The organism is Aminobacter carboxidus (assembly GCF_014863355.1).
Classification (GTDB): Bacteria; Pseudomonadota; Alphaproteobacteria; order Rhizobiales; family Rhizobiaceae; genus Aminobacter; species Aminobacter carboxidus.
In genome coordinates this window covers 1,024,206-1,042,068 of the sequence record NZ_JACZEP010000001.1, presented here as the reverse complement: position 1 = coordinate 1,042,068, position 17,863 = coordinate 1,024,206, and the positions used below count along the sequence as shown (strand labels likewise).

Annotated in this window: 22 protein-coding genes; 13 read left to right on the top strand and 9 right to left on the bottom strand. The window is 62.6% G+C overall.

Annotated features, from left to right (window positions below):
- The first annotated feature begins 12 nt into the window (after positions 1–12).
- The gene (locus IHE39_RS04895; RefSeq protein WP_192565687.1) at positions 13–423 is read left to right on the top strand and encodes a hypothetical protein; all 411 of its coding nucleotides are present in this window, start codon (positions 13–15) and stop codon (positions 421–423) included.
- A 123-nt stretch (positions 424–546) separates the two neighbouring features.
- Here the strand turns inward: IHE39_RS04895 and IHE39_RS04890 are convergent, their stop codons facing one another.
- Positions 547–762, bottom strand: coding sequence for a DUF1127 domain-containing protein (locus tag IHE39_RS04890; RefSeq protein WP_246485380.1), 216 nt, complete (start codon positions 760–762; stop codon positions 547–549).
- 83 nt (positions 763–845) lie between these two features.
- On the opposite strand from IHE39_RS04890, the gene IHE39_RS04885 reads away from it, so the two are divergent.
- The 7 genes from IHE39_RS04885 (at position 846) to IHE39_RS04855 (ending at position 7,772) form a co-directional block, all read left to right on the top strand.
- Positions 846–2,261 (top strand): aminotransferase-like domain-containing protein, encoded by a 1,416-nt coding sequence (locus IHE39_RS04885; protein WP_192565685.1) that lies wholly within the window; start codon positions 846–848, stop codon positions 2,259–2,261.
- 133 nt (positions 2,262–2,394) lie between these two features.
- Complete coding sequence (gene purL, locus IHE39_RS04880; RefSeq protein ID WP_192565684.1) at positions 2,395–4,620, top strand: phosphoribosylformylglycinamidine synthase subunit PurL; 2,226 nt, start codon at positions 2,395–2,397, stop codon at positions 4,618–4,620.
- Positions 4,621–4,634: 14 nt separating this feature from the next.
- Complete coding sequence (locus tag IHE39_RS04875) at positions 4,635–4,868, top strand: BolA family protein (protein WP_067962623.1); 234 nt, start codon at positions 4,635–4,637, stop codon at positions 4,866–4,868.
- 13 nt (positions 4,869–4,881) lie between these two features.
- On the top strand, positions 4,882–5,619 hold the full coding sequence (locus tag IHE39_RS04870) for a class I SAM-dependent DNA methyltransferase (RefSeq protein ID WP_192565683.1): 738 nt from the start codon (positions 4,882–4,884) through the stop codon (positions 5,617–5,619).
- 70 nt (positions 5,620–5,689) lie between these two features.
- A complete protein-coding gene (locus IHE39_RS04865; RefSeq protein ID WP_192565682.1) occupies positions 5,690–5,914 on the top strand; it encodes a hypothetical protein in 225 nt (74 codons plus the stop codon).
- Between the two features lie 164 nt (positions 5,915–6,078).
- Positions 6,079–6,414: a Grx4 family monothiol glutaredoxin gene (gene grxD / locus IHE39_RS04860; protein WP_184768959.1), complete on the top strand. Its 336-nt coding sequence runs from the start codon at positions 6,079–6,081 to the stop codon at positions 6,412–6,414.
- Positions 6,415–6,506: 92 nt separating this feature from the next.
- Positions 6,507–7,772: a multidrug effflux MFS transporter gene (locus tag IHE39_RS04855; RefSeq protein ID WP_192565681.1), complete on the top strand. Its 1,266-nt coding sequence runs from the start codon at positions 6,507–6,509 to the stop codon at positions 7,770–7,772.
- Positions 7,773–7,863: 91 nt separating this feature from the next.
- Here IHE39_RS04855 and ttcA read toward each other — a convergent pair whose 3' ends face one another.
- The 4 genes from ttcA to IHE39_RS04835 form a co-directional block, all read right to left on the bottom strand.
- Positions 7,864–8,712, bottom strand: a complete 849-nt coding sequence (gene ttcA / locus IHE39_RS04850; RefSeq protein ID WP_192565680.1) for a tRNA 2-thiocytidine(32) synthetase TtcA — start codon at positions 8,710–8,712, stop codon at positions 7,864–7,866.
- 172 nt (positions 8,713–8,884) lie between these two features.
- Positions 8,885–9,502, bottom strand: coding sequence for a 30S ribosomal protein S4 (rpsD, locus tag IHE39_RS04845; RefSeq protein ID WP_115732354.1), 618 nt, complete (start codon positions 9,500–9,502; stop codon positions 8,885–8,887).
- 224 nt (positions 9,503–9,726) lie between these two features.
- Positions 9,727–10,434 (bottom strand): 2OG-Fe(II) oxygenase, encoded by a 708-nt coding sequence (locus IHE39_RS04840; RefSeq protein ID WP_184768956.1) that lies wholly within the window; start codon positions 10,432–10,434, stop codon positions 9,727–9,729.
- Positions 10,435–10,507: 73 nt separating this feature from the next.
- Positions 10,508–10,918, bottom strand: coding sequence for a winged helix-turn-helix transcriptional regulator (locus tag IHE39_RS04835; protein ID WP_192565679.1), 411 nt, complete (start codon positions 10,916–10,918; stop codon positions 10,508–10,510).
- Positions 10,919–11,067: 149 nt separating this feature from the next.
- On the opposite strand from IHE39_RS04835, the gene IHE39_RS04830 reads away from it, so the two are divergent.
- Positions 11,068–11,703, top strand: a complete 636-nt coding sequence (locus IHE39_RS04830) for an NAD(P)-dependent oxidoreductase (RefSeq protein ID WP_184768953.1) — start codon at positions 11,068–11,070, stop codon at positions 11,701–11,703.
- A gap of 82 nt (positions 11,704–11,785) precedes the next feature.
- Here IHE39_RS04830 and IHE39_RS04825 read toward each other — a convergent pair whose 3' ends face one another.
- The 3 genes from IHE39_RS04825 to IHE39_RS04815 are packed head-to-tail and all read right to left on the bottom strand — an operon-like array spanning position 11,786 to position 13,689.
- Positions 11,786–11,974 (bottom strand): DUF3008 family protein, encoded by a 189-nt coding sequence (locus IHE39_RS04825; protein ID WP_192565678.1) that lies wholly within the window; start codon positions 11,972–11,974, stop codon positions 11,786–11,788.
- Between the two features lie 46 nt (positions 11,975–12,020).
- Complete coding sequence (gene murI / locus IHE39_RS04820; protein ID WP_184768950.1) at positions 12,021–12,815, bottom strand: glutamate racemase; 795 nt, start codon at positions 12,813–12,815, stop codon at positions 12,021–12,023.
- Positions 12,808–13,689 (bottom strand): RNA methyltransferase, encoded by an 882-nt coding sequence (locus tag IHE39_RS04815; protein ID WP_192565677.1) that lies wholly within the window; start codon positions 13,687–13,689, stop codon positions 12,808–12,810. Before IHE39_RS04815 ends, murI begins: the two co-directional genes overlap by 8 nt.
- 84 nt (positions 13,690–13,773) lie before the next feature.
- Here IHE39_RS04815 and IHE39_RS04810 point away from each other — a divergent pair, with 84 nt between their 5' ends.
- The 3 genes from IHE39_RS04810 (at position 13,774) to IHE39_RS04800 (ending at position 16,297) form a co-directional block, all read left to right on the top strand.
- Entirely contained in the window at positions 13,774–14,094 is a 321-nt protein-coding gene (locus IHE39_RS04810) for a TfoX/Sxy family protein (RefSeq protein WP_192565676.1), read from the top strand.
- Positions 14,095–14,273: 179 nt separating this feature from the next.
- Entirely contained in the window at positions 14,274–15,485 is a 1,212-nt protein-coding gene (locus IHE39_RS04805; RefSeq protein ID WP_184768947.1) for an NADP-dependent isocitrate dehydrogenase, read from the top strand.
- 26 nt (positions 15,486–15,511) lie between these two features.
- The gene (locus IHE39_RS04800) at positions 15,512–16,297 is read left to right on the top strand and encodes a hypothetical protein (protein ID WP_192565675.1); all 786 of its coding nucleotides are present in this window, start codon (positions 15,512–15,514) and stop codon (positions 16,295–16,297) included.
- Between the two features lie 27 nt (positions 16,298–16,324).
- Here IHE39_RS04800 and IHE39_RS04795 read toward each other — a convergent pair whose 3' ends face one another.
- Positions 16,325–17,173: an AraC family transcriptional regulator gene (locus IHE39_RS04795; RefSeq protein WP_192565674.1), complete on the bottom strand. Its 849-nt coding sequence runs from the start codon at positions 17,171–17,173 to the stop codon at positions 16,325–16,327.
- A gap of 413 nt (positions 17,174–17,586) precedes the next feature.
- Here IHE39_RS04795 and IHE39_RS30560 point away from each other — a divergent pair, with 413 nt between their 5' ends.
- On the top strand, positions 17,587–17,838 hold the full coding sequence (locus IHE39_RS30560; RefSeq protein WP_246485379.1) for a VOC family protein: 252 nt from the start codon (positions 17,587–17,589) through the stop codon (positions 17,836–17,838).
- Positions 17,839–17,863 lie beyond the last annotated feature (25 nt).

Below are 17,863 nucleotides of genomic sequence, written 5' to 3'. Positions count from 1 at the left end.
GGGCATCGGCGCATGAAGTCTCTGCGGATTCTGGCGGCAACGGCCGCGGTCATCGGCCTCGCCGCCTGCAATTCCAGCCCGAAGACGCCGCCACCGTCGTCGTCGTCCGGCAAGAGCGCATCGCTTCGTTCCATGGAACAGGTGGCGATTGCGGCTCACAAATGCTGGTTCGCCAGCAAGGATCCGGCCTTCAAGAAGTACCAGATGGCCAACGAGCTGAACAATTTCGGCGGCACGCCACGCTTCCTTCTGGTGCCTGCCAAGCAGTATGGCGCAAGGCCGCTGCTGGTCGTTCAGGCGCAGGGCAATTCGAGCCAGGTCCAGGTTTTCGGCCCGCTGATGAGCGAGGCGCTCGGCGCCCGCATCGGCTCGGATATCAATCGCTGGCGTACTGGCGATACCTCCTGCGGCGCTGCCGCCTGACAATTCCAGACGGAAAGATCGCCGCCTGCCCGCCCGTTGGCAAAAGAGGTGGAGGCACAGGGGCGCGCCTCCACCCAAGCCGAACCGTCCGTGGGTCGTGACGGCTCGCGACCATGGGAGTAGTCAATCGTAGAAGGGACGAAGCCCTTCGCGATAAGCATCGCAGCGCGAAATTCCGATATCGGCGAGTTGGTCGTCTGTAAGCTCCAGCAGCGCCAGCCTGGTGCGCCGCCGCTCCACGCAAAACGCCAGCCAGTGCACGAAGCGACGAAGACCGCTACGTTTCGTGTACGGAGATGCAGCTTCGGCAGCTCCGCCAATTGCATCAATTGTACTCATTTTCTCTGTCCGCATTGTGTCTATTGGTAACAAGAAATGCTATGAATTGACTCAGTGATGATAGCAATTTAGGAATTGTCACCATGACAATTTGGCTTCCCGACCTTTCATCCGGCTCCGGCCCCCTTTATTTGCGGCTGGCCGAGCGCATCGAAAGCGACATCGACAGCGGCGTTCTGGCCTCGGGCACCAAGCTGCCGCCACAACGCAACCTCGCCTACGACATCGGTGTGACCATAGGCACAGTTGGACGCGCCTATGCATTGTTGCGCGAACGCGGGCTGGTCAGCGGCGAAGTCGGTCGCGGCACCTACATCATGGAGCGGGACCGCGAACTGCCGGCACCGATCGCCCCGGCGCCCCTGCCCCACGAAGGCTCTCGCGCGGTGGAAGCGCCGCCGGGAAAGCTGCATTTCGACAGCACGGCTGCACCCAATGTCGGCCAGAGCCGCGCAATCGAAGCAATGCTCGCTGCAATCAGCCGCGAGCATCCCGACGACATGACGAGCTACACCAGGACCTTTCCCGAGCATTGGTTCGCGGCGGGCAGCGCATGGTTGTCCCGCAACGGCTTCCGTCCGGCGCCCGAGACGATCGTGCCGACGCTCGGCGCCCACGCCGCGGTCATGGCGATCATCGCCGCCGTCACCTCTCCTGGCGACCACGTCCTGTTCGAACACGTAACCTACACCCAGATCGCCCGCAGTTCCGGGCTGATCGGCCGGCGCATGGCGCTGGTCAATTCGGACGTGCACGGCATCGACCCCGACGATTTCGAGGCCGTCTGCGCCCAAAAGCACCCCAAGCTGGCATTCATGATGCCGACCGCACAGAATCCAACAGGCGTGATCATGCCAAGCGAGCGCCGCGCGGCGATCGCCGAGATCGCGCGGAAGTACAATGTGTTGCTGGTCGAGGACGACCTTTACGGGGCATTGACCAACGATCACACGCCGCTGCTGGCCGAATTCGCCCCCGAACGCGTCTTCGTCGTCGGTGGCCTGTCGAAGTCGGTCGCCGCAGGCGTGCGCGGCGGCTGGCTGTCCTGCCCGGCGCATTTCCGGCACAGCATCCGCGTCGCCCACAAGATGGTCACCGGCGGCATGCCGTTCCTGCTCGCCGAACTGTGCGCACGGCTCGTGCTGTCGGGCGAAGCGGCGGCTATTCGCGCCCGCTCGATTGCCGAGATCAGCGCCCGCCTCGACATCGTGCGCAAGGCGCTCGACGGCTGCGACTACAACATGACTCAAAACATCCCGTTCATCTGGCTGGCACTGCCCGACCCCTGGAACTCCGGCACCTTCAAGAACGCCGCCTATGGCCAGGGCGTGCTGATCGACGACGAAGATGAATTCAAGGCCGGACGCTCCGATCAGGTATTCCACCGCGTCAGGATTGGCGTTTCGGCGCCGCGCACACGCGGCGACGTCGAAAAGGGGCTGAGCAAGGTGCGGCGCCTGCTCGACGAGGGCAGCGCAGGCTACGACAGCTTCGGCTGATCGCCACGCATCCTCAAGCCAAAGGCCAATTCCAGCCATAAAGGGTGACTTTCTGGCCATTGGCGGTATATCCCAGCGCAATCATGCGCTATGGAGCCACCAACGCCTCCCCCAACGGATTCTGCGATCTACGATGACCATTCAGAATGACGTGAAGATCACCGGCGAACTTATCGCCGCGCACGGGCTCAAGCCGGACGAATACCAGCGCATCCTCGACCTTGTCGGGCGCGAGCCGAGCTTTACCGAACTCGGCATCTTCTCGGCGATGTGGAACGAGCACTGCTCCTACAAGTCGTCGAAGAAGTGGCTGCGCACGCTGCCGACCAAAGGCGACGTCGTTATCCAAGGCCCCGGCGAAAACGCCGGCGTGGTCGACATCGGCGACGGTGACTGCGTGGTCTTCAAGATGGAAAGCCACAACCACCCTTCCTACATCGAGCCCTATCAGGGTGCGGCGACCGGCGTCGGCGGCATCCTGCGCGACGTCTTCACCATGGGCGCGCGCCCCGTCGCGTCGATGAACGCCCTTCGCTTCGGTTCACCCGACCACCCCAAGACCCGCCACCTGGTGTCGGGCGTGGTTGCCGGCGTCGGCGGCTATGGCAACGCCTTCGGCGTGCCGACAGTCGGCGGCGAAGTGAATTTCGACGCACGCTACAACGGCAACATCCTGGTCAACGCCTTTGCCGCCGGCCTTGCCAAGACCGACGGCATCTTCCTATCGCAAGCCAAGGGTGTCGGCCTGCCGGTCGTCTATCTCGGCGCCAAGACCGGCCGCGACGGCGTCGGCGGCGCGACCATGGCCTCGGCCGAATTCGACGACAAGATCGACGAGAAGCGCCCGACCGTGCAGGTCGGCGATCCGTTCACCGAAAAATGCCTGCTCGAAGCCTGCCTCGAGCTGATGGCTTCTGGTGCCGTCATCGCCATCCAGGACATGGGTGCGGCTGGCCTGACCTGCTCGGCCGTCGAGATGGGCGCCAAGGGCGACCTCGGCATCGAGCTCGACCTCGACAAGGTGCCGGTGCGCGAAGAGCGCATGAGCGCTTACGAGATGATGCTATCGGAGAGCCAGGAGCGCATGCTCATGGTGCTGCGCCCCGAAAAGGAAGAAGAAGCCGAGGCCATCTTCGTCAAGTGGGGCCTCGACTTCGCCATCGTCGGCAAGACCACCGACGACCTGCGCTTCCGCGTCCTGCACCAGGGTGTCGAAGTCGCCAACCTGCCGATCAAGGAACTCGGCGACGAGGCGCCCGAATATGACCGTCCGTGGGTCGAGCCGGCCAAGCGCGCGCAGCTGGCCGCCGAAGACGTGCCGCAGGCGGACGTGGCCGACGCATTGCTGAAGATGCTCGGCGGTCCCGACCTGTCGTCGCGCCGCTGGGTCTACGAGCAGTACGACACGATGATCCAGGGCAACACGCTGCAGCGCCCCGGTGGCGACGCCGGGGTTGTCCGCGTCGAAGGCCACGAGACCAAGGCGCTGGCGTTTTCGTCCGACGTGACGCCGCGCTACTGCGAGGCCGACCCGTATGAGGGCGGCAAGCAGGCTGTGGCCGAATGCTGGCGCAACCTGACCGCCACTGGCGCGCTGCCGCTGGCCGCGACCGACAACCTCAACTTTGGCAATCCCGAGCGGCCCGAGATCATGGGCCAGTTCGTGCGCGCCGTGACCGGCATCGGCGATGCCTGCCGCGCGCTCGGCTTCCCGATCGTATCGGGCAACGTCTCGCTCTACAACGAGACCAACGGCCAGGGCATCCTGCCGACACCGACAATCGGCGGCGTCGGCCTGATCGACGACTGGTCGAAGATGGCCAAGGCCTGCTTTGCCAAGGAAGGCGAAGTGATCCTGCTGGTCGGCGGACCGGCCCGGTGGGGTAGCCACCTTGCCCAGTCTATCTACATGCGCGACGTTCACGGTCGTACCGACGGCCCGCCGCCTTCGGTCGATCTCGAACACGAGAAGAAGGTCGGCGACTTCGTGCGCAAGCTGATCCGCAGCGGCACGGCAAGTGCCGTGCACGACCTGTCCGATGGCGGCCTTGCGGTTGCGCTCGCCGAGATGGCCATGGCCTCCGGCATCGGCGCTGTCGTTCCAGGCCTCAGCGGCACCAATCCGATCCCGGTGTTTTTCGGCGAGGACCAGGGCCGTTACCTGGTCACCGTCAAGCTTGACCCCAAGTCGGCCGAGATGCAGGAATTGTGGAACGAAGCCAAGGCGCTCGGCATCCACGCTCCGTGGATCGGAACGACCGGCGGCGAGGAACTGAGGCTGGGCGAGGCACGGGCCGTGGCGATCGACGAGTTGACCTCGGCTCACGAATCCTGGTTCCCTCGCTTCATGGACAACTGAGCGGGAACGACAACATGGCAATGGACGCACACGACATCGAACGGATGATCAAGGACGGCATTCCGGATGCCCGGGTGACCATCCGCGATCTCGCCGGCGATGGCGACCACTACGCCGCCGAGGTCGTCTCGGAAAGCTTCCGCGGCAAGACCCGGGTGCAGCAGCACCAGATGGTCTACGACGCGCTGAAGGGCAACATGGGCGGTGTGCTGCATGCGCTTGCCCTGCAGACCAGCATTCCCGAGTAAGGTCTGCGCTCCGATGACGCGGCGCCCGGATGACAATCAGATAGGGCGCCGCGCCTACTCTACTTTCGCTGACCGCTACGATGCGGCCGCCCCGACCAAGCCCCACAACGCGCTTTACGAGCGGCCGGCTTCGCTGGCCCTGCTCGGCGACGTCACCGGGCTCGACGTGGTCGATGCCGGCTGCGGCTCTGGCATCTGCTCGCAGAAGCTGGCACGGGCAGGTGCCAAGGTCCGCGCCTTCGACATTACGCCTGAAATGCTTGAACTGGCGCGCAAGCGCTGCGCGGGTCTCGACGTCGAATTCCACGAAGGCGACCTGGCCAAGCCACTGGACTGGCTGGCGATCGCTAGCATTGACGCGATCCTGTGTTCCCTCGCGCTCGACTATGTCGAAGACCTCAAGCCTGTTTTCACCGAGTTCCACCGCATCGCGCGGGCTGGCGGCCGGCTGGTCTTTTCGATGGGCCACCCGATGCGCGACTGGGGTGATGCCCGCGCCCGCGGCAATGCCGACTATTTCGCGACGAACCGCTGGGGCCTGCATTGGGGCGGCTTTGGCGAGCCCAACCCTTATGTCGAATCCTACCGCCGGCCGCTGCAGGACATACTGAACGGGTTGGCCGATGCCGGCTGGCGCCTCGACCGTTTCGTTGAGCCGTTGCCGGTGGCTGAAATGGCCGCCGTTGATCCTAGGCATTTCGCCGAGCTCAACCGTTCGCCGGCGTTCATCTGTGTGCGAGCGATCAAGTAGGCCGAAGGCCTCGACATCGGTTGCCCGATCTTTTATCCGGGAAACTCCACAGAACGGGAAGCTGGCGCTCATGTCATTGATCAACGATTTGGTCCAAGGCGTCGTCGACGGCGTGCTCAAGGACATTCTGAAGAAACCGTCGAGCACGTCCAAGCGGACCCGCCGGCGCAAGCGCACGACCTCTTCGAATTCGGCGACGCTGCGCCAGATCGAGAAGCTTTTAAGGCCAGCCAAGAAGCAGACGAGCCGCAAGCGCACCGTGCGCTCGCGCTCGAAGGCGCGGCGCAGCACCTGACGGCGCAGCCAAGGGCGACGCGAGGCGGCAAAAAGGTCACATTTCCGGATTTCGGGTCGACGCGACGCTTGGAATGCTCGACTGTTGCAACCACATAGTGGCAGATGCTAGCAGTCTAACGAACATTGCCGGTCCGCCGGCCAGATCTGAGGTTTAGGTGCGCCATGAGCGGAATCAACGAATACATCGATAGCGAAGTGAAGAGCCAGGATGTCGTGGTTTTCATGAAGGGCACGCCCGGCTTTCCACAGTGCGGCTTTTCCGGCCAGGTCGTCCAGATCCTCGACTACCTCGGGGTCGACTACAAGGGCGTCAACGTCCTGACCTCGAACGACCTTCGCCAGGGCATCAAGGACTATTCCAACTGGCCGACGATTCCCCAGCTCTACGTCAAGGGCGAGTTCGTCGGCGGCTGCGATATCATCCGCGAGATGTTCCAGGCCGGCGAGTTGCAGTCGTTCCTTCAGGAGAAGGGCGTGAGCGTCAAGGGCGCCGCCTGACATAAGAATTACCGGCTCCGGCCTGTTCCGGGGTCCCGTTTGTGGCAAATGCGCCGGCTTTCCGGCGCATTTCCGTTTGAATTGGATTCCGCATGGAACAGAAAGTCTCTCCCAGCGCCCAACAGGGCGTGTTCCCGATTCCGCGTTGGGAATTCATCGCGCTGGCCGCCGCCCTGATGGCCGTCAACGCGCTGGCCGTCGACATCATGCTGCCGGCGCTGCAGCAGATCGGTGCGGCCCTCAATGTCGAGAGCGAAAACCACCGCCAATATGTGATCACCGCCTATTTCGCTGGCCTCGCGCTGGCGCTTTTGGCCTACGGACCGATCTCCGACCGGTTCGGCCGGCGCAAGCCGCTGCTGTTCGGCCTCGGCATCTATGTGCTGGCGGCCTTTGCCGCGGCCTTCGCGCCGAGCTTTGAAACCTTGCTTGCACTACGCTTCGTCCAGGGCATCGGTGCCGCATCGACGCGGGTGATCGCGGTCTCGGTGGTGCGCGACCGCTTCGGCGGGCGACAGATGGCCGAGATCATGTCGCTGATCTTCATGGTGTTCATGATCGTGCCCGTGGTGGCGCCCGCCATGGGCCAGATCGTCATGCTGTTTTCGGAATGGCACATGATCTTCATCGTCATGGCGGTGTCAGCGCTGGCGATCACGCTGTGGGCGGCGATCCGGCTGCCCGAAACGATGCACCCCGACGACCGGCGGCCGCTGTCGATCCTGTCGATCGCCAAGGGGTTTCGTACCGTGCTCACCACGCGCATGTCGCTGTGGTACACGCTCGCCTCGATGACGATCTTCGGCGCCCTGTTCGGCTTCATCAACTCGGCCCAGCAGGTCTATGTCGGCCTCTACGGGCTCGGCGTCTGGTTCCCGCTGGTGTTCGCGGCGATCGCCGGCATGATGTCGGTGTCGTCGTTCCTCAACTCCCGGCTTGTCGGCAAGCTCGGCATGCGCAAGCTGTCGCACGGCGCGCTGATCGGCTTTTTGCTGGTGAGCATGATCTGGCTCTCCTGGTCGCTGACCGGGCCGGTGCCGTTCGCCGCCTTCATCGTGCTGTTTGCGCTGGCGATGTTCCAGTTCGGCTGGATCGGCTCGAATTTCAATTCCATCGCCATGGAGCCGCTCGGCCATATCGCCGGCACGGCGTCATCGGTGCAGGGCTTCATGCAGACGCTGGGTGGCGGGTTGATCGGCGCGGCCATCGGCCAGTCCTTCGACGGCACGACAGTGCCGCTGGCCATCGGCTTCTGCGGCGTTGCCGCCATCGGCCTGGTGATGGTGCTGATCGCCGAGAAGGGCAAGCTGTTTCGCGGCCAGCACGATCCCAAGCCGGTAGTAGCTGAGGTCCACTGACAGCGGGAGCGAGACACAGTCTCCGAATACGAAAACAGCCCGAAAAACCAAGCCGGTTTTTCGGGCTGTTGTCTTGATGGATCCGTTGATCCTAGCCAGCCATCAAGCCGGCAAAATCGAACAGCTTGCGGTCGAGCAGATGCGACGGGCGTGTGTTGGCCAGCGCGCGCAACATCGTGTCCTTGCGGCCCGGCATGCGCTTTTCGATATCGTCCAGCATCGCCTTCATGGCATTGCGCTGGAGCCCTTCCTGGCTGCCGCAGAGGTCGCAGGGAATGATCGGAAACTTCATGCCTTCGGCGAACTTGGCCATGTCTGCCTCAGCACAGAAGGCCAGCGGCCTGAGCACCATGACGTCGCCGTCGTCATTGAGCAGCTTCGGCGGCATGGCGGCAAGGCGGCCGCCATGGAACAGGTTCATGAAGAAGGTCTCGAGGATGTCCTCGCGATGGTGGCCGAGCACCAGCGAAGAGCAGCCCTCCTCGCGCGCGATGCGGTAGAGATGGCCGCGCCTGAGCCGTGAGCACAGCGAACAATAGGTGCTGCCCTCCGGCAGTTTCTCGGTGACGATGGCGTAGGTGTCGCGGTATTCGATGCGGTGGGCAATGCCGTTCGCGTTGAGATAGTCAGGCAGCACGTTCTTGGGGAAGTTGGGCTGGCCCTGGTCGAGATTGCAGGCAAGCAGTTCGACCGGCAGCAGCCCGCGCCATTTGAGATCCATCAAGACAGCGAGCAGGCCATAGGAATCCTTGCCGCCCGACAGCGCCACCAGCCAGCGCTCGCCTGGCCTGGCCATGGCGTAATCCTCGATCGCCTGGCGGGTCAGCCGCAACAGCCGCTTGCGCAGCTTGTTGAACTCCACCGACGAAGGCGCATCGCGATAGAGCTGGAAGTTGAGGTCTTCCGGCTCGGCCAGCGCGTCCTGCTCGTGAATGCCCATCGGCACGGTCCTTCAAATCCACAGCGCCGCGAAAGCACGGCCACTGCCCATCGACGCGGTATTTCGTACTTTTCCGCACCATGCAAGGCGCGACCGTCCGGTTGCCAGCGCGCACAAACGAAAAGAGCGGCCGTTTCCGGCCGCTCTCTGCAATTCGATGCTGATCCGAGGATTAGCGCGAATAGAATTCGACGACGAGGTTCGGTTCCATCTGCACTGCGTACGGAACGTCCGACAGGCCGGGAACGCGAGCAAAGGTCGCGACCATCTTGTTGTGATCGACTTCGATGTAGTCAGGAACGTCGCGCTCGGCGAGACCAACGGCCTCAAGCACGATGACCAGCTGCTTCGACTTCTCGCGGACTTCGATCACGTCGCCAGCCTTGCAGCGGTAGGACGAGATGTTGGTGCGCTTGCCGTTGACGTTGACGTGGCCGTGGTTGACGAACTGACGGGCAGCGAAAATGGTCGGCACGAACTTGGCGCGGTAAACGACCGCATCCAGACGCGACTCGAGCAGGCCGATCAGGTTCTCGGAGGTGTCACCCTTGCGGCGGTTTGCCTCTTCGTAGGTCTTGCGGAACTGCTTTTCCGAAACGTCACCGTAGTGACCCTTCAGCTTCTGCTTGGCGCGCAGCTGCAGACCGAAGTCCGAAAGCTTGCCCTTGCGGCGCTGACCGTGCTGGCCGGGGCCGTATTCACGCTTGTTGACCGGGGACTTCGGACGGCCCCAGATGTTTTCGCCAAGACGACGATCGATTTTGTATTTCGCGGATTCGCGCTTGCTCATCGCATTCCCTTTCAAAACGATACACCCGAAACCTCGTGTTTCGAGTGAAGGAAACGCGCCCTCCTCTGGCCCCCGTTTTCGGAGCCTGACAGGACCTTCCACGCACGCTTTGCGGAAAAGGTCCACGGGACACGTCAAATGAAACACCGGGCGTTTCGGCCCGGCGTTGGCGGCTAACTAGGCGAAACATCATGCAATGTCAACGCTGGGAGCCAAAAGCCGGCTCATTTCGCGTCGTGGAAGATAACGCCCATCGTGAAGCGCTCGCCTCTGTGAATCCGGCTGACGCCGTGGCGCATCTTGACGCGATAGTCGCCGCGCGTGCCGGCCTTGGGCCGGTCGTTGACGGCAAACAGCGCGCCTTGCCCGATGCCGAGCGATACCACTTCGGCGCGCGACTGCATACGCGGACGCTGCTCGGTCATGACGAAATCGCCGCCCTCGAACTCGGATTGCGGATCGGAAAGCAGAATCACCAGCTGAACCGGAAAGAGGTGAGCGCCATAGACGTCCTGATGCAGGCAGTTGTAGTCACCGGCGCCGTATTTGAGCAGAAGCGGCGTCGGTTTTGTCTGCCCGTCGGCGTGGCACTCGGCAAGGAAGGCGTCGAGACCGGCCGGATAGCGCCTGTCGAGCCCCATGCGTTCGTTCCAGCCATTGGCGAAGGGTGCGAGGCGCTCGTAGAAGCCTCGGCGAAGGCCGGCGATCATCTGCGGAAGCGGGTTGGCGAAGTACTTGTATTCGCCGGAACCAAATCCGTGCCGCTGCATGACGATGCGGCTGCGAAAATGCTGGTCCTGATCGTAGAGCGCCCGCAATTCGAGGCAGGTTTGCCGATCCAGCAGCGGGCCGGTCGGTGCGACACCGAACGCATCAAGGTTGCGAAGTATCGAATCCCAGTCCAGCTTCGAAACAATGTCGTCGGCATTCATCGCGGCGCTCCATTTCAGGTTGGAGCCGAGGCTAGGCCGTCACGTCCGTCGACGCATTCCGATTCCTGCGCGCTCAGGTGTCGAGATCGAAGGTCTCCCTCGCCTGGCGCATGCGGTCGCGATTGCTTGCAGCCCAGCTGCCGAGCGATGCGATCGGCACGGCGATGGACTGCCCGAGTTCGGTCAGCCCGTATTCGACCTCCGGTGGCGTGGTCGGCCGCACCGTGCGTGTGACAAGCCCGTCGCGTTCGAGCGAGCGCAAGGTGACCGTCAGCATGCGCTGCGAAATGCCTTCGATGGAGCGCTTCAGAGCGTTGAAGCGCACCGAATGCTCCTGGAGGTTGATGATGACAAGGATGCTCCAGGTGTCGCCGACGCGGTCCAGCACTTCGCGAATGGGGCACGTGTTGCCGCCATCGGCTTCGAAGCCGGGCGTGGTGTGAAGCAGCGGCACCGCGGCGGATGCCTTCGCTGGCGCGTTCATGTGGTTCTCCTGAGGTAACCTGGGCACGAAATCATGCGTTCTTTTCGCATCCGTCGGTTCGATCTATATAGTTATCGTTGGTAACTTGATTACAGATCATACCTGCTTTTGCCACGGAAGGCAAAACAGACCGAACAAGGAGAACAGTCATGAAAATCGCTCTCATCGGCGCATCCGGCTTTGTCGGCACCACCATCCTCAAGGAAGCGACCTCGCGCGGCCATAAGGTTACGGCGATTGTCCGCAGCCCGGAGAAGGTCGCGCAGATCGACGGTGTCACCGCCGTCAAGGCCGACGCCAGCGACATTGAGGCGCTGAAGGCGGCGATCTCCGGCAGCGACATCGTCATCTCGGCCTTCAATGGCGGTTGGGGCGATCCCGAGATCTATTCGAAGCATCTCGCCGGCTCGAAGGCGATCGTCGCCGCAGCCAAGGCCGCCGACAAGCGCGTGATCGTGGTTGGTGGCGCCGGCAGCCTCGAAATCGACGGCAAGCAACTCGTCGACGGCCCGCACTTCCCCGAAGCCTACAAGGACGGCGCACGCGCCGCCCGTGATGCACTCGCAGCACTGCGTTCGGAGACTGACGTGGAATGGTCGTTCATCTCGCCGGCCATCATGATGGCTCCCGGCGAACGGACAGCAAAGTTCCGCATTGGCGGCGACCAGCCGGTGTTCGACGCCAAGGGCGAAAGCCACATCTCGGTCGAAGACCTGGCGGTCGCCATTGTCGACGAGGCCGAAACGCCCAAGCATACGGGCAAGCGCTTCACCGTCGGCTACTGACCGGACTGCCGGGGCTCAGTGCATGCCCCGGAAAATCGGAATCGATTTTCGGCACAGAGTGCGCGTCCAATTGGACGCGCGGCTAGTGCTTTGTCTTGTGCTCCGGCAAGCCCTTGTGCTTGGTCTCGGCGACCTCTTCGAGCTGCTTTTCGGTCATCGACTCATACATTTCCTTCGATGCGCCGACCAATTCGCTCTTCTTGATCTCGCCGCGCTTGGCGGCGAGCGCCGCTCCTGCGGCCTTCTGCTGAGCTCTTGATGTTGCAGGCATGGCGTTTCTCCTCACCTCTCGTGTTTGGGAAACGCCTGCCGCGCCGTCATGTTCCTTCGACAGCCAGCCCAAATCCCTGCATCAGCCGGCGCGTGGCGAAGTCGGTGCGTTTCGAGGTGAAGACCGCGATATCGGGACCGGCGTCGTCGCGCCGGCCGCGTGAGCCATTGAGCAATGACAGAGCCCGGCGCGCGATCGCCTCGGCGGGGTCGATCCAGTCGACCGGCCAGGGTGCGGTCTTGCGCATGCGATTAACCAGGAACGGGTAATGCGTGCAGGCGAGCACGACGATGTCGGTGCGCCGGTCGTCCTGCTCGATGAAGCAAGGGGCGATCTCGTCCTTGACTGCCTGCTCGTCGACAAAGCCGTCGCGCATGTAAGTCTCGGCCATCTGCGCAAGCCTGTCGCTGCCGACCAGCCTGACATGGCACTTGGTCGCCCATTGGGTGATCAGGTCGCGCGTGTATTGGCGCTTGACCGTGCCGGGCGTTGCCAGCACCGAAACCAGCCCCGACCGCGTGCGTTCAGCGGCCGGCTTGATCGCCGGCACGGTGCCGACGAAGGGATGGCCGGGGAACGCCTGGCGCAGCGCATCGATGACCAGCGTCGACGCCGTGTTGCAGGGAATGACCGAGATTTCGGGATCGAAGCGCTCGAGCAAGCGGCCGAACAGATCGAGGATGCGCGCCTTGAGCGCCGGCTCTTCCCAGGCACCATAAGGAAAGGCCGCGTCGTCAGCGACATAGACGAAGCGGCGCTCGGGCATCAGCACGCGCGCCTCGCGCAGCACTGTCAGCCCGCCAATGCCTGAATCGAACATCAGGATCGGGCGGTCAGTCATTGTCGAGCCCCCTGCCGCCGACCGGCGGTGTGTCGTCCTCGTCAGCGCCCGCGCCGCCGGAATGGGCGGCGTGATCGACCTTCGCCTTGCGATCGGGGTAGCCAGCGCCGCGCGGCTCCTTGGGCGAGAAATAGTCGAGAGAGGCGACCACGCCACGCAGCACCTTGAGCTCGGGCGCGAAGAAGCCGGCCCGGGTCAGCACCGAGCGCAGATTGTCGACCATCTTGGGCTTCTTGGCCGCCGGGCGGAAATAGCCGCGCGCGTCCAGCGCCGATTCAAGATGATTGAACAGTCCGTGCAACTGATCCTTGGTCGCCGGCGCCATTTCGGGGCTGGTGAAATTGGTCTGGGTCTCATCTTCCAGGCCGGACTTCATCCACTCATAAGACATCAACAGCACCGCCTGGGCGATGTTGAGCGAGGCGAACCTGGGATCGACCGGGAAGGTGACGATCTCGTCGGCAAGACTCACCTCTTCGTTGTAGAGGCCGAAGCGCTCGCGTCCGAACAGGATGCCGGTGCGAAGCCCCGAAGCGGAATGGCCGCGCAGCGTGCGCCCTGCTTCGACGGGCCCGCGCACTTCCTTGAAGCCGTCACGCTCGCGCGCGGTGGTGGCAAAGACGAAATTGAGATCGGCCACGGCCGATGCGAGATCGGGAAAGACCACCACGCCGTCGATGACATGATCGGCGTTGCTGGCGGCGGAACGCGCCTTTTCGTTCGGCCAGCCGTCGCGCGGATTGACCAGCCGAAGCTCGGCCAAGCCGAAATTGGCCATGGCACGTGCCACCATGCCAATGTTCTCACCGAGCTGGGGCTCGACGAGAACGATCACCGGTGCGGTGGGCTGAGCGGGGATTGAAGTGTCTGACATCGTTGCGATTGAACCGAGAATTGCGCCTATTGCGCGTCCCTGACATATTTGCGCGCGAAAATGAAGTTCCGGTAAGGGCCAGCCATGGTGGACCCCCTTGCAGACCAGATCCGGACATTCATCGGCGAAATCCGCATGTTCGGCGGCACCTGCTTCACACTCAACGGCAACATGATGGTCGGCACCATGAAGGATGGCGGCCTGCTCGTGCGCGTTGGCGAGGATCAGGAGGCGGCGGCACTCGCCCTGCCCGGCGCGACCCGCATGAACTTCACCGGCCGCGAGATGAAGGGTTTCATCATGGTGGCGCCGGGCGAACTCGGCGACGATGCCATCAAGGGCTGGATTGCCATGGCCTCGCGCTTTGTCGGGCCGATGGCGCCGAAAAAGCCGACAAGGAAATGAATTGCGCGGCTGCGACCACATATGTCGGCCGGGGACGATTCATACATTGTCAGCAGGCACGCCCAAGGTAGCAAGGGCAATCATTTGCGCGCTCCGATTCGCTTTGGTATAGGGGCCGCACTCCCAATCGTGAACCCTCCGGAACCGGCTGGTTCCAAGGCAAGAAGAGGCATTTTCCAATGGCGAAGATCAAGGTGGCCAAGCCCGTCGTCGAACTCGACGGCGATGAGATGACCCGCATCATCTGGCAGTTCATCAAGGACAAGCTGATCCACCCCTATCTCGACCTCGACCTCGAATATTACGACCTCGGCATCGAGCATCGCGACGCCACCAACGACCAGGTGACGATCGACGCCGCCAACGCCATCAACAAGCACGGCGTCGGCGTGAAGTGCGCCACCATCACACCTGACGAGCAGCGCGTGGAGGAGTTCAAGCTCAAGAAGATGTGGAAGTCGCCCAACGGCACGATCCGCAACATCTTGGGCGGCACCATCTTCCGCGAGCCGATCATCATGAAGAACGTGCCGCGCCTGGTTCCGGGCTGGACAAAGCCGATTATCGTCGGCCGTCATGCCTTCGGCGACCAGTACAAGGCGACCGATTTCAAATTCCCCGGCAAGGGCAAGCTGTCGATCAAGTTCGTCGGCGACGACGGCCAGGTGATCGAGCATGACGTGTTCGACGCACCGGGCGCCGGCGTGGCGATGGCCATGTACAATCTCGACGAGTCGATCCGCGAATTCGCACGCGCCTCGCTGAACTACGGCCTGCTGCGCAATTACCCGGTCTATCTGTCGACCAAGAACACCATCCTCAAGGCCTATGACGGCCGCTTCAAGGACATCTTCCAGGACGTCTACGAGAAGGAATTCGAGGCCGAGTTCAAGGCACGCAAGCTCTGGTACGAACACCGCCTCATCGACGACATGGTGGCTTCGAGCCTGAAGTGGTCGGGCGGTTATGTCTGGGCGTGCAAGAACTATGACGGCGACGTGCAGTCGGACACCGTGGCCCAGGGCTTTGGCTCGCTCGGCCTGATGACCTCGGTGCTGATGACGCCGGATGGCAAAACGGTGGAAGCCGAAGCCGCCCACGGCACCGTGACGCGCCACTACCGCCAGCACCAGAAGGGCGAAGAGACCTCGACCAACTCGATCGCCTCGATCTTCGCCTGGACCCGTGGCCTCGCGCACCGCGCCAAGCTCGACGACAACGCCGATCTGAAGCGCTTCTCCGAGACGCTGGAGCGCGTCTGCATCCAGACCGTGGAAAGCGGCTTCATGACCAAGGACCTGTCGCTGCTGATCGGCCCGGACCAGCCCTGGCTGTCGACCACCGGCTTCCTCGACAAGATCGACGAGAACCTGCAGAAGGCGATGGGCTAACCGTCAAACATCCAGGGCCGAACCCAGTGCGTGCCGTTCATGTGACGTTTGCGACCGCGAATTACTCGCAGGCCGGCAAACTGCTTGCAAAGACGGCGCGCCGGTTCGGCCTTGATACCGTTGTCTACACACCGGACCATCCAGTGCTGCGCGATTTGGCGCAGCGACATCCATCCATCATGAGCGCACGGCGCGGTGCCGGCTATTGGCTGTGGAAGCCATTTGTCGTCATGGATGTCTTGAACAGCGTGCCGGATGGCACGCCGGTGCTCTACACCGACGTCGCCATGACCTTTATAGCGGACCCGGCTCCACTCATCGCGTTGGCGCAAAAGCACACGGTCAGCCTGTTTCAGATGGGCGGTTCGATGCTGCAGTCGATCTGGACCAAGCGCGACTGTTTTGTCGAATTGAATGCCGATACGGAAGAATTCTGGTCACTGCCGCAGCTCGTCGGTGGGATCCAACTTTACCGGGCCGGACCGGAAGCAAGGCAATTTGTGTCGCGCCTGTCCGAAGCCATGGCGAGCGAAGCATGTCTCACGGACGCTCCGAATGTACATGGCCTGCCCAACCTGCCAGGGTTTGTTGACCACCGTCACGACCAATCGGTACTGACCATCCTTGCGAAGAAACACAACGCAGCACTTTTTCCCGATCCATCGCAATTTGGGCCCTGGCACGCAGTGCAGTCCGGCGAAATGCCTTTTCGCCAGACCGTCTTTCTCCATCGCCGGCCAAACCAGCCGATCCACAAGTGGGTGATCCGGCGGCTTCGCCGTCAGTACACCGGTGGCCGCGAGTTCATCTGACGGCGACCTGATCTCACGCCGCCCGCGTCACACCAGGGGCAGATGAATGTCGGTCAGGAGTTCGGCGGGCGCCACATCGCGCGGATGGTTGAGGTATTCCTCGAACATGAGGGCATCGCGCAGCTGGCGGCCCGATTTTGGCAGCCATTCGGCGTAGAGCCATTTGTAGGCCATGTGCATCTCTGCATAGGGGCCCTTGTGGCGCAGAACGGCATACTCACCGCCCGAGATTGCGCGACGCTCGAGCGGTGCGGCGGCGAGTGCTGCGGCATCGGTACTGACGCAGGCAACCGAGCGCAGCTTTTCCTCGGAAACGAGATCGGGATCGTCAAGATAGATGCCGATCATGCGCATGTCGGGGCGCGCCTGACCGCGGGCGTAGAGAGTGCCGAACAGCTGCTCGAAAGCCTGGCCGATCTGCAGGTAGGAGCCCTGATGGGCGACGCCGACGAGGCTGGTTTCAGAAATGTTGCGGATCTGCACGTCGAACATGTGGGAAGCCTTTCCTCTGTTGGTTTCGAAGAGCTTGTGGCTTCCCTCCCTCCGGTAGCGCGCCGGCGGCATGCCGTAGGCGGCCTTGAAGATGCGGTTGAACGACTGGACATTGGGATAGCCAGACCGTTTCGCAATTTCGCTGACACTCAGATTCGTCCCGACGATGTCTCCGGCGGCACGGTGCAGCCGCAGTCTCTTGACCGTGGCGGCAAGTGTTTCGCCGTAGATGGCACGATAGATCCGATGCCAGTGATAGCTCGACATGCAGGCGATTTCGGCCAGGCGGTCCATATCCAGCTCCTCGTCGAGGTGCGCGTGGATATGGGCCGAAACCCTTCTCAGGCGGGTTTCATAGACCGCCCATGCCGTCTCACCGTTCATGCCAAACCTCATGCAAATCGATCGGCTGGACAGAACCATAGCCGAATTTGACAAATCCTGCTGACTTGCGGCGGCGTGTCCGAAGCAACGACGAAGACCAAGCCCGATGCACTTTCAAGTCTGCACCATACAGATACTCCGGCTTTCGCCGCCCGTGGTCTGCAGCACTTGCGGACCGCACAATTGCTGAGACGCTATGGATGGCGGCCGGGCAACTGACGCGATAAAAGCTCAGTCTGCGAGGCAGCCGCTACGGGAAACAGGCCGATGCTCCATCATGTCGAGATTTATGTTTCGAACCTGGATGTCTCGCATGCCTTTTGGGCGCCTCTGCTCGCGCAGTTCGGGTATGAGGACGGTGGCCGCTGGATGGCTTCACGCTCGAGCATGGCAACGATACCTACCTGACATTCGTGCAGGTCGCGGAGCAACATGCCCTTCGCCCCGACCACCGAAGCGGCGTTGGCCTCAATCATCTGGCATTTCGCGTGGAAGACCGTGCGACCGTCGACAGTCTCAGGCATTTCTGCCGGGAAAACGGCGTCACCTGCCTCTATGACGAGCGCTATCCTTTCGCAAATGGCGGAAGCGACTTTTACGCGCTGTTCATTGAAGACCCTGATCGGATCAAAGTCGAATTTGTCGCCGGCTCCGCCGGACGCTGAGCCATCGGCCTATCGCCCGCTAGGC

What these genes read in the sequence shown, in the direction of transcription:
- IHE39_RS04895 (WP_192565687.1), top strand. Translation starts at nt 13, where the DNA reads ATGAAGTCTCTGCGGATTCTGGCGGCAACGGCCGCGGTCATCGGCCTC.
- IHE39_RS04890 (WP_246485380.1), bottom strand. Translation starts at nt 762, where the DNA reads ATGAGTACAATTGATGCAATTGGCGGAGCTGCCGAAGCTGCATCTCCG.
- IHE39_RS04885 (WP_192565685.1), top strand. Translation starts at nt 846, where the DNA reads ATGACAATTTGGCTTCCCGACCTTTCATCCGGCTCCGGCCCCCTTTAT.
- purL (WP_192565684.1), top strand. Translation starts at nt 2,395, where the DNA reads ATGACCATTCAGAATGACGTGAAGATCACCGGCGAACTTATCGCCGCG.
- IHE39_RS04875 (WP_067962623.1), top strand. Translation starts at nt 4,635, where the DNA reads ATGGCAATGGACGCACACGACATCGAACGGATGATCAAGGACGGCATT.
- IHE39_RS04870 (WP_192565683.1), top strand. Translation starts at nt 4,882, where the DNA reads ATGACGCGGCGCCCGGATGACAATCAGATAGGGCGCCGCGCCTACTCT.
- IHE39_RS04865 (WP_192565682.1), top strand. Translation starts at nt 5,690, where the DNA reads ATGTCATTGATCAACGATTTGGTCCAAGGCGTCGTCGACGGCGTGCTC.
- grxD (WP_184768959.1), top strand. Translation starts at nt 6,079, where the DNA reads ATGAGCGGAATCAACGAATACATCGATAGCGAAGTGAAGAGCCAGGAT.
- IHE39_RS04855 (WP_192565681.1), top strand. Translation starts at nt 6,507, where the DNA reads ATGGAACAGAAAGTCTCTCCCAGCGCCCAACAGGGCGTGTTCCCGATT.
- ttcA (WP_192565680.1), bottom strand. Translation starts at nt 8,712, where the DNA reads ATGGGCATTCACGAGCAGGACGCGCTGGCCGAGCCGGAAGACCTCAAC.
- rpsD (WP_115732354.1), bottom strand. Translation starts at nt 9,502, where the DNA reads ATGAGCAAGCGCGAATCCGCGAAATACAAAATCGATCGTCGTCTTGGC.
- IHE39_RS04840 (WP_184768956.1), bottom strand. Translation starts at nt 10,434, where the DNA reads ATGAATGCCGACGACATTGTTTCGAAGCTGGACTGGGATTCGATACTT.
- IHE39_RS04835 (WP_192565679.1), bottom strand. Translation starts at nt 10,918, where the DNA reads ATGAACGCGCCAGCGAAGGCATCCGCCGCGGTGCCGCTGCTTCACACC.
- IHE39_RS04830 (WP_184768953.1), top strand. Translation starts at nt 11,068, where the DNA reads ATGAAAATCGCTCTCATCGGCGCATCCGGCTTTGTCGGCACCACCATC.
- IHE39_RS04825 (WP_192565678.1), bottom strand. Translation starts at nt 11,974, where the DNA reads ATGCCTGCAACATCAAGAGCTCAGCAGAAGGCCGCAGGAGCGGCGCTC.
- murI (WP_184768950.1), bottom strand. Translation starts at nt 12,815, where the DNA reads ATGACTGACCGCCCGATCCTGATGTTCGATTCAGGCATTGGCGGGCTG.
- IHE39_RS04815 (WP_192565677.1), bottom strand. Translation starts at nt 13,689, where the DNA reads ATGTCAGACACTTCAATCCCCGCTCAGCCCACCGCACCGGTGATCGTT.
- IHE39_RS04810 (WP_192565676.1), top strand. Translation starts at nt 13,774, where the DNA reads ATGGTGGACCCCCTTGCAGACCAGATCCGGACATTCATCGGCGAAATC.
- IHE39_RS04805 (WP_184768947.1), top strand. Translation starts at nt 14,274, where the DNA reads ATGGCGAAGATCAAGGTGGCCAAGCCCGTCGTCGAACTCGACGGCGAT.
- IHE39_RS04795 (WP_192565674.1), bottom strand. Translation starts at nt 17,173, where the DNA reads ATGAACGGTGAGACGGCATGGGCGGTCTATGAAACCCGCCTGAGAAGG.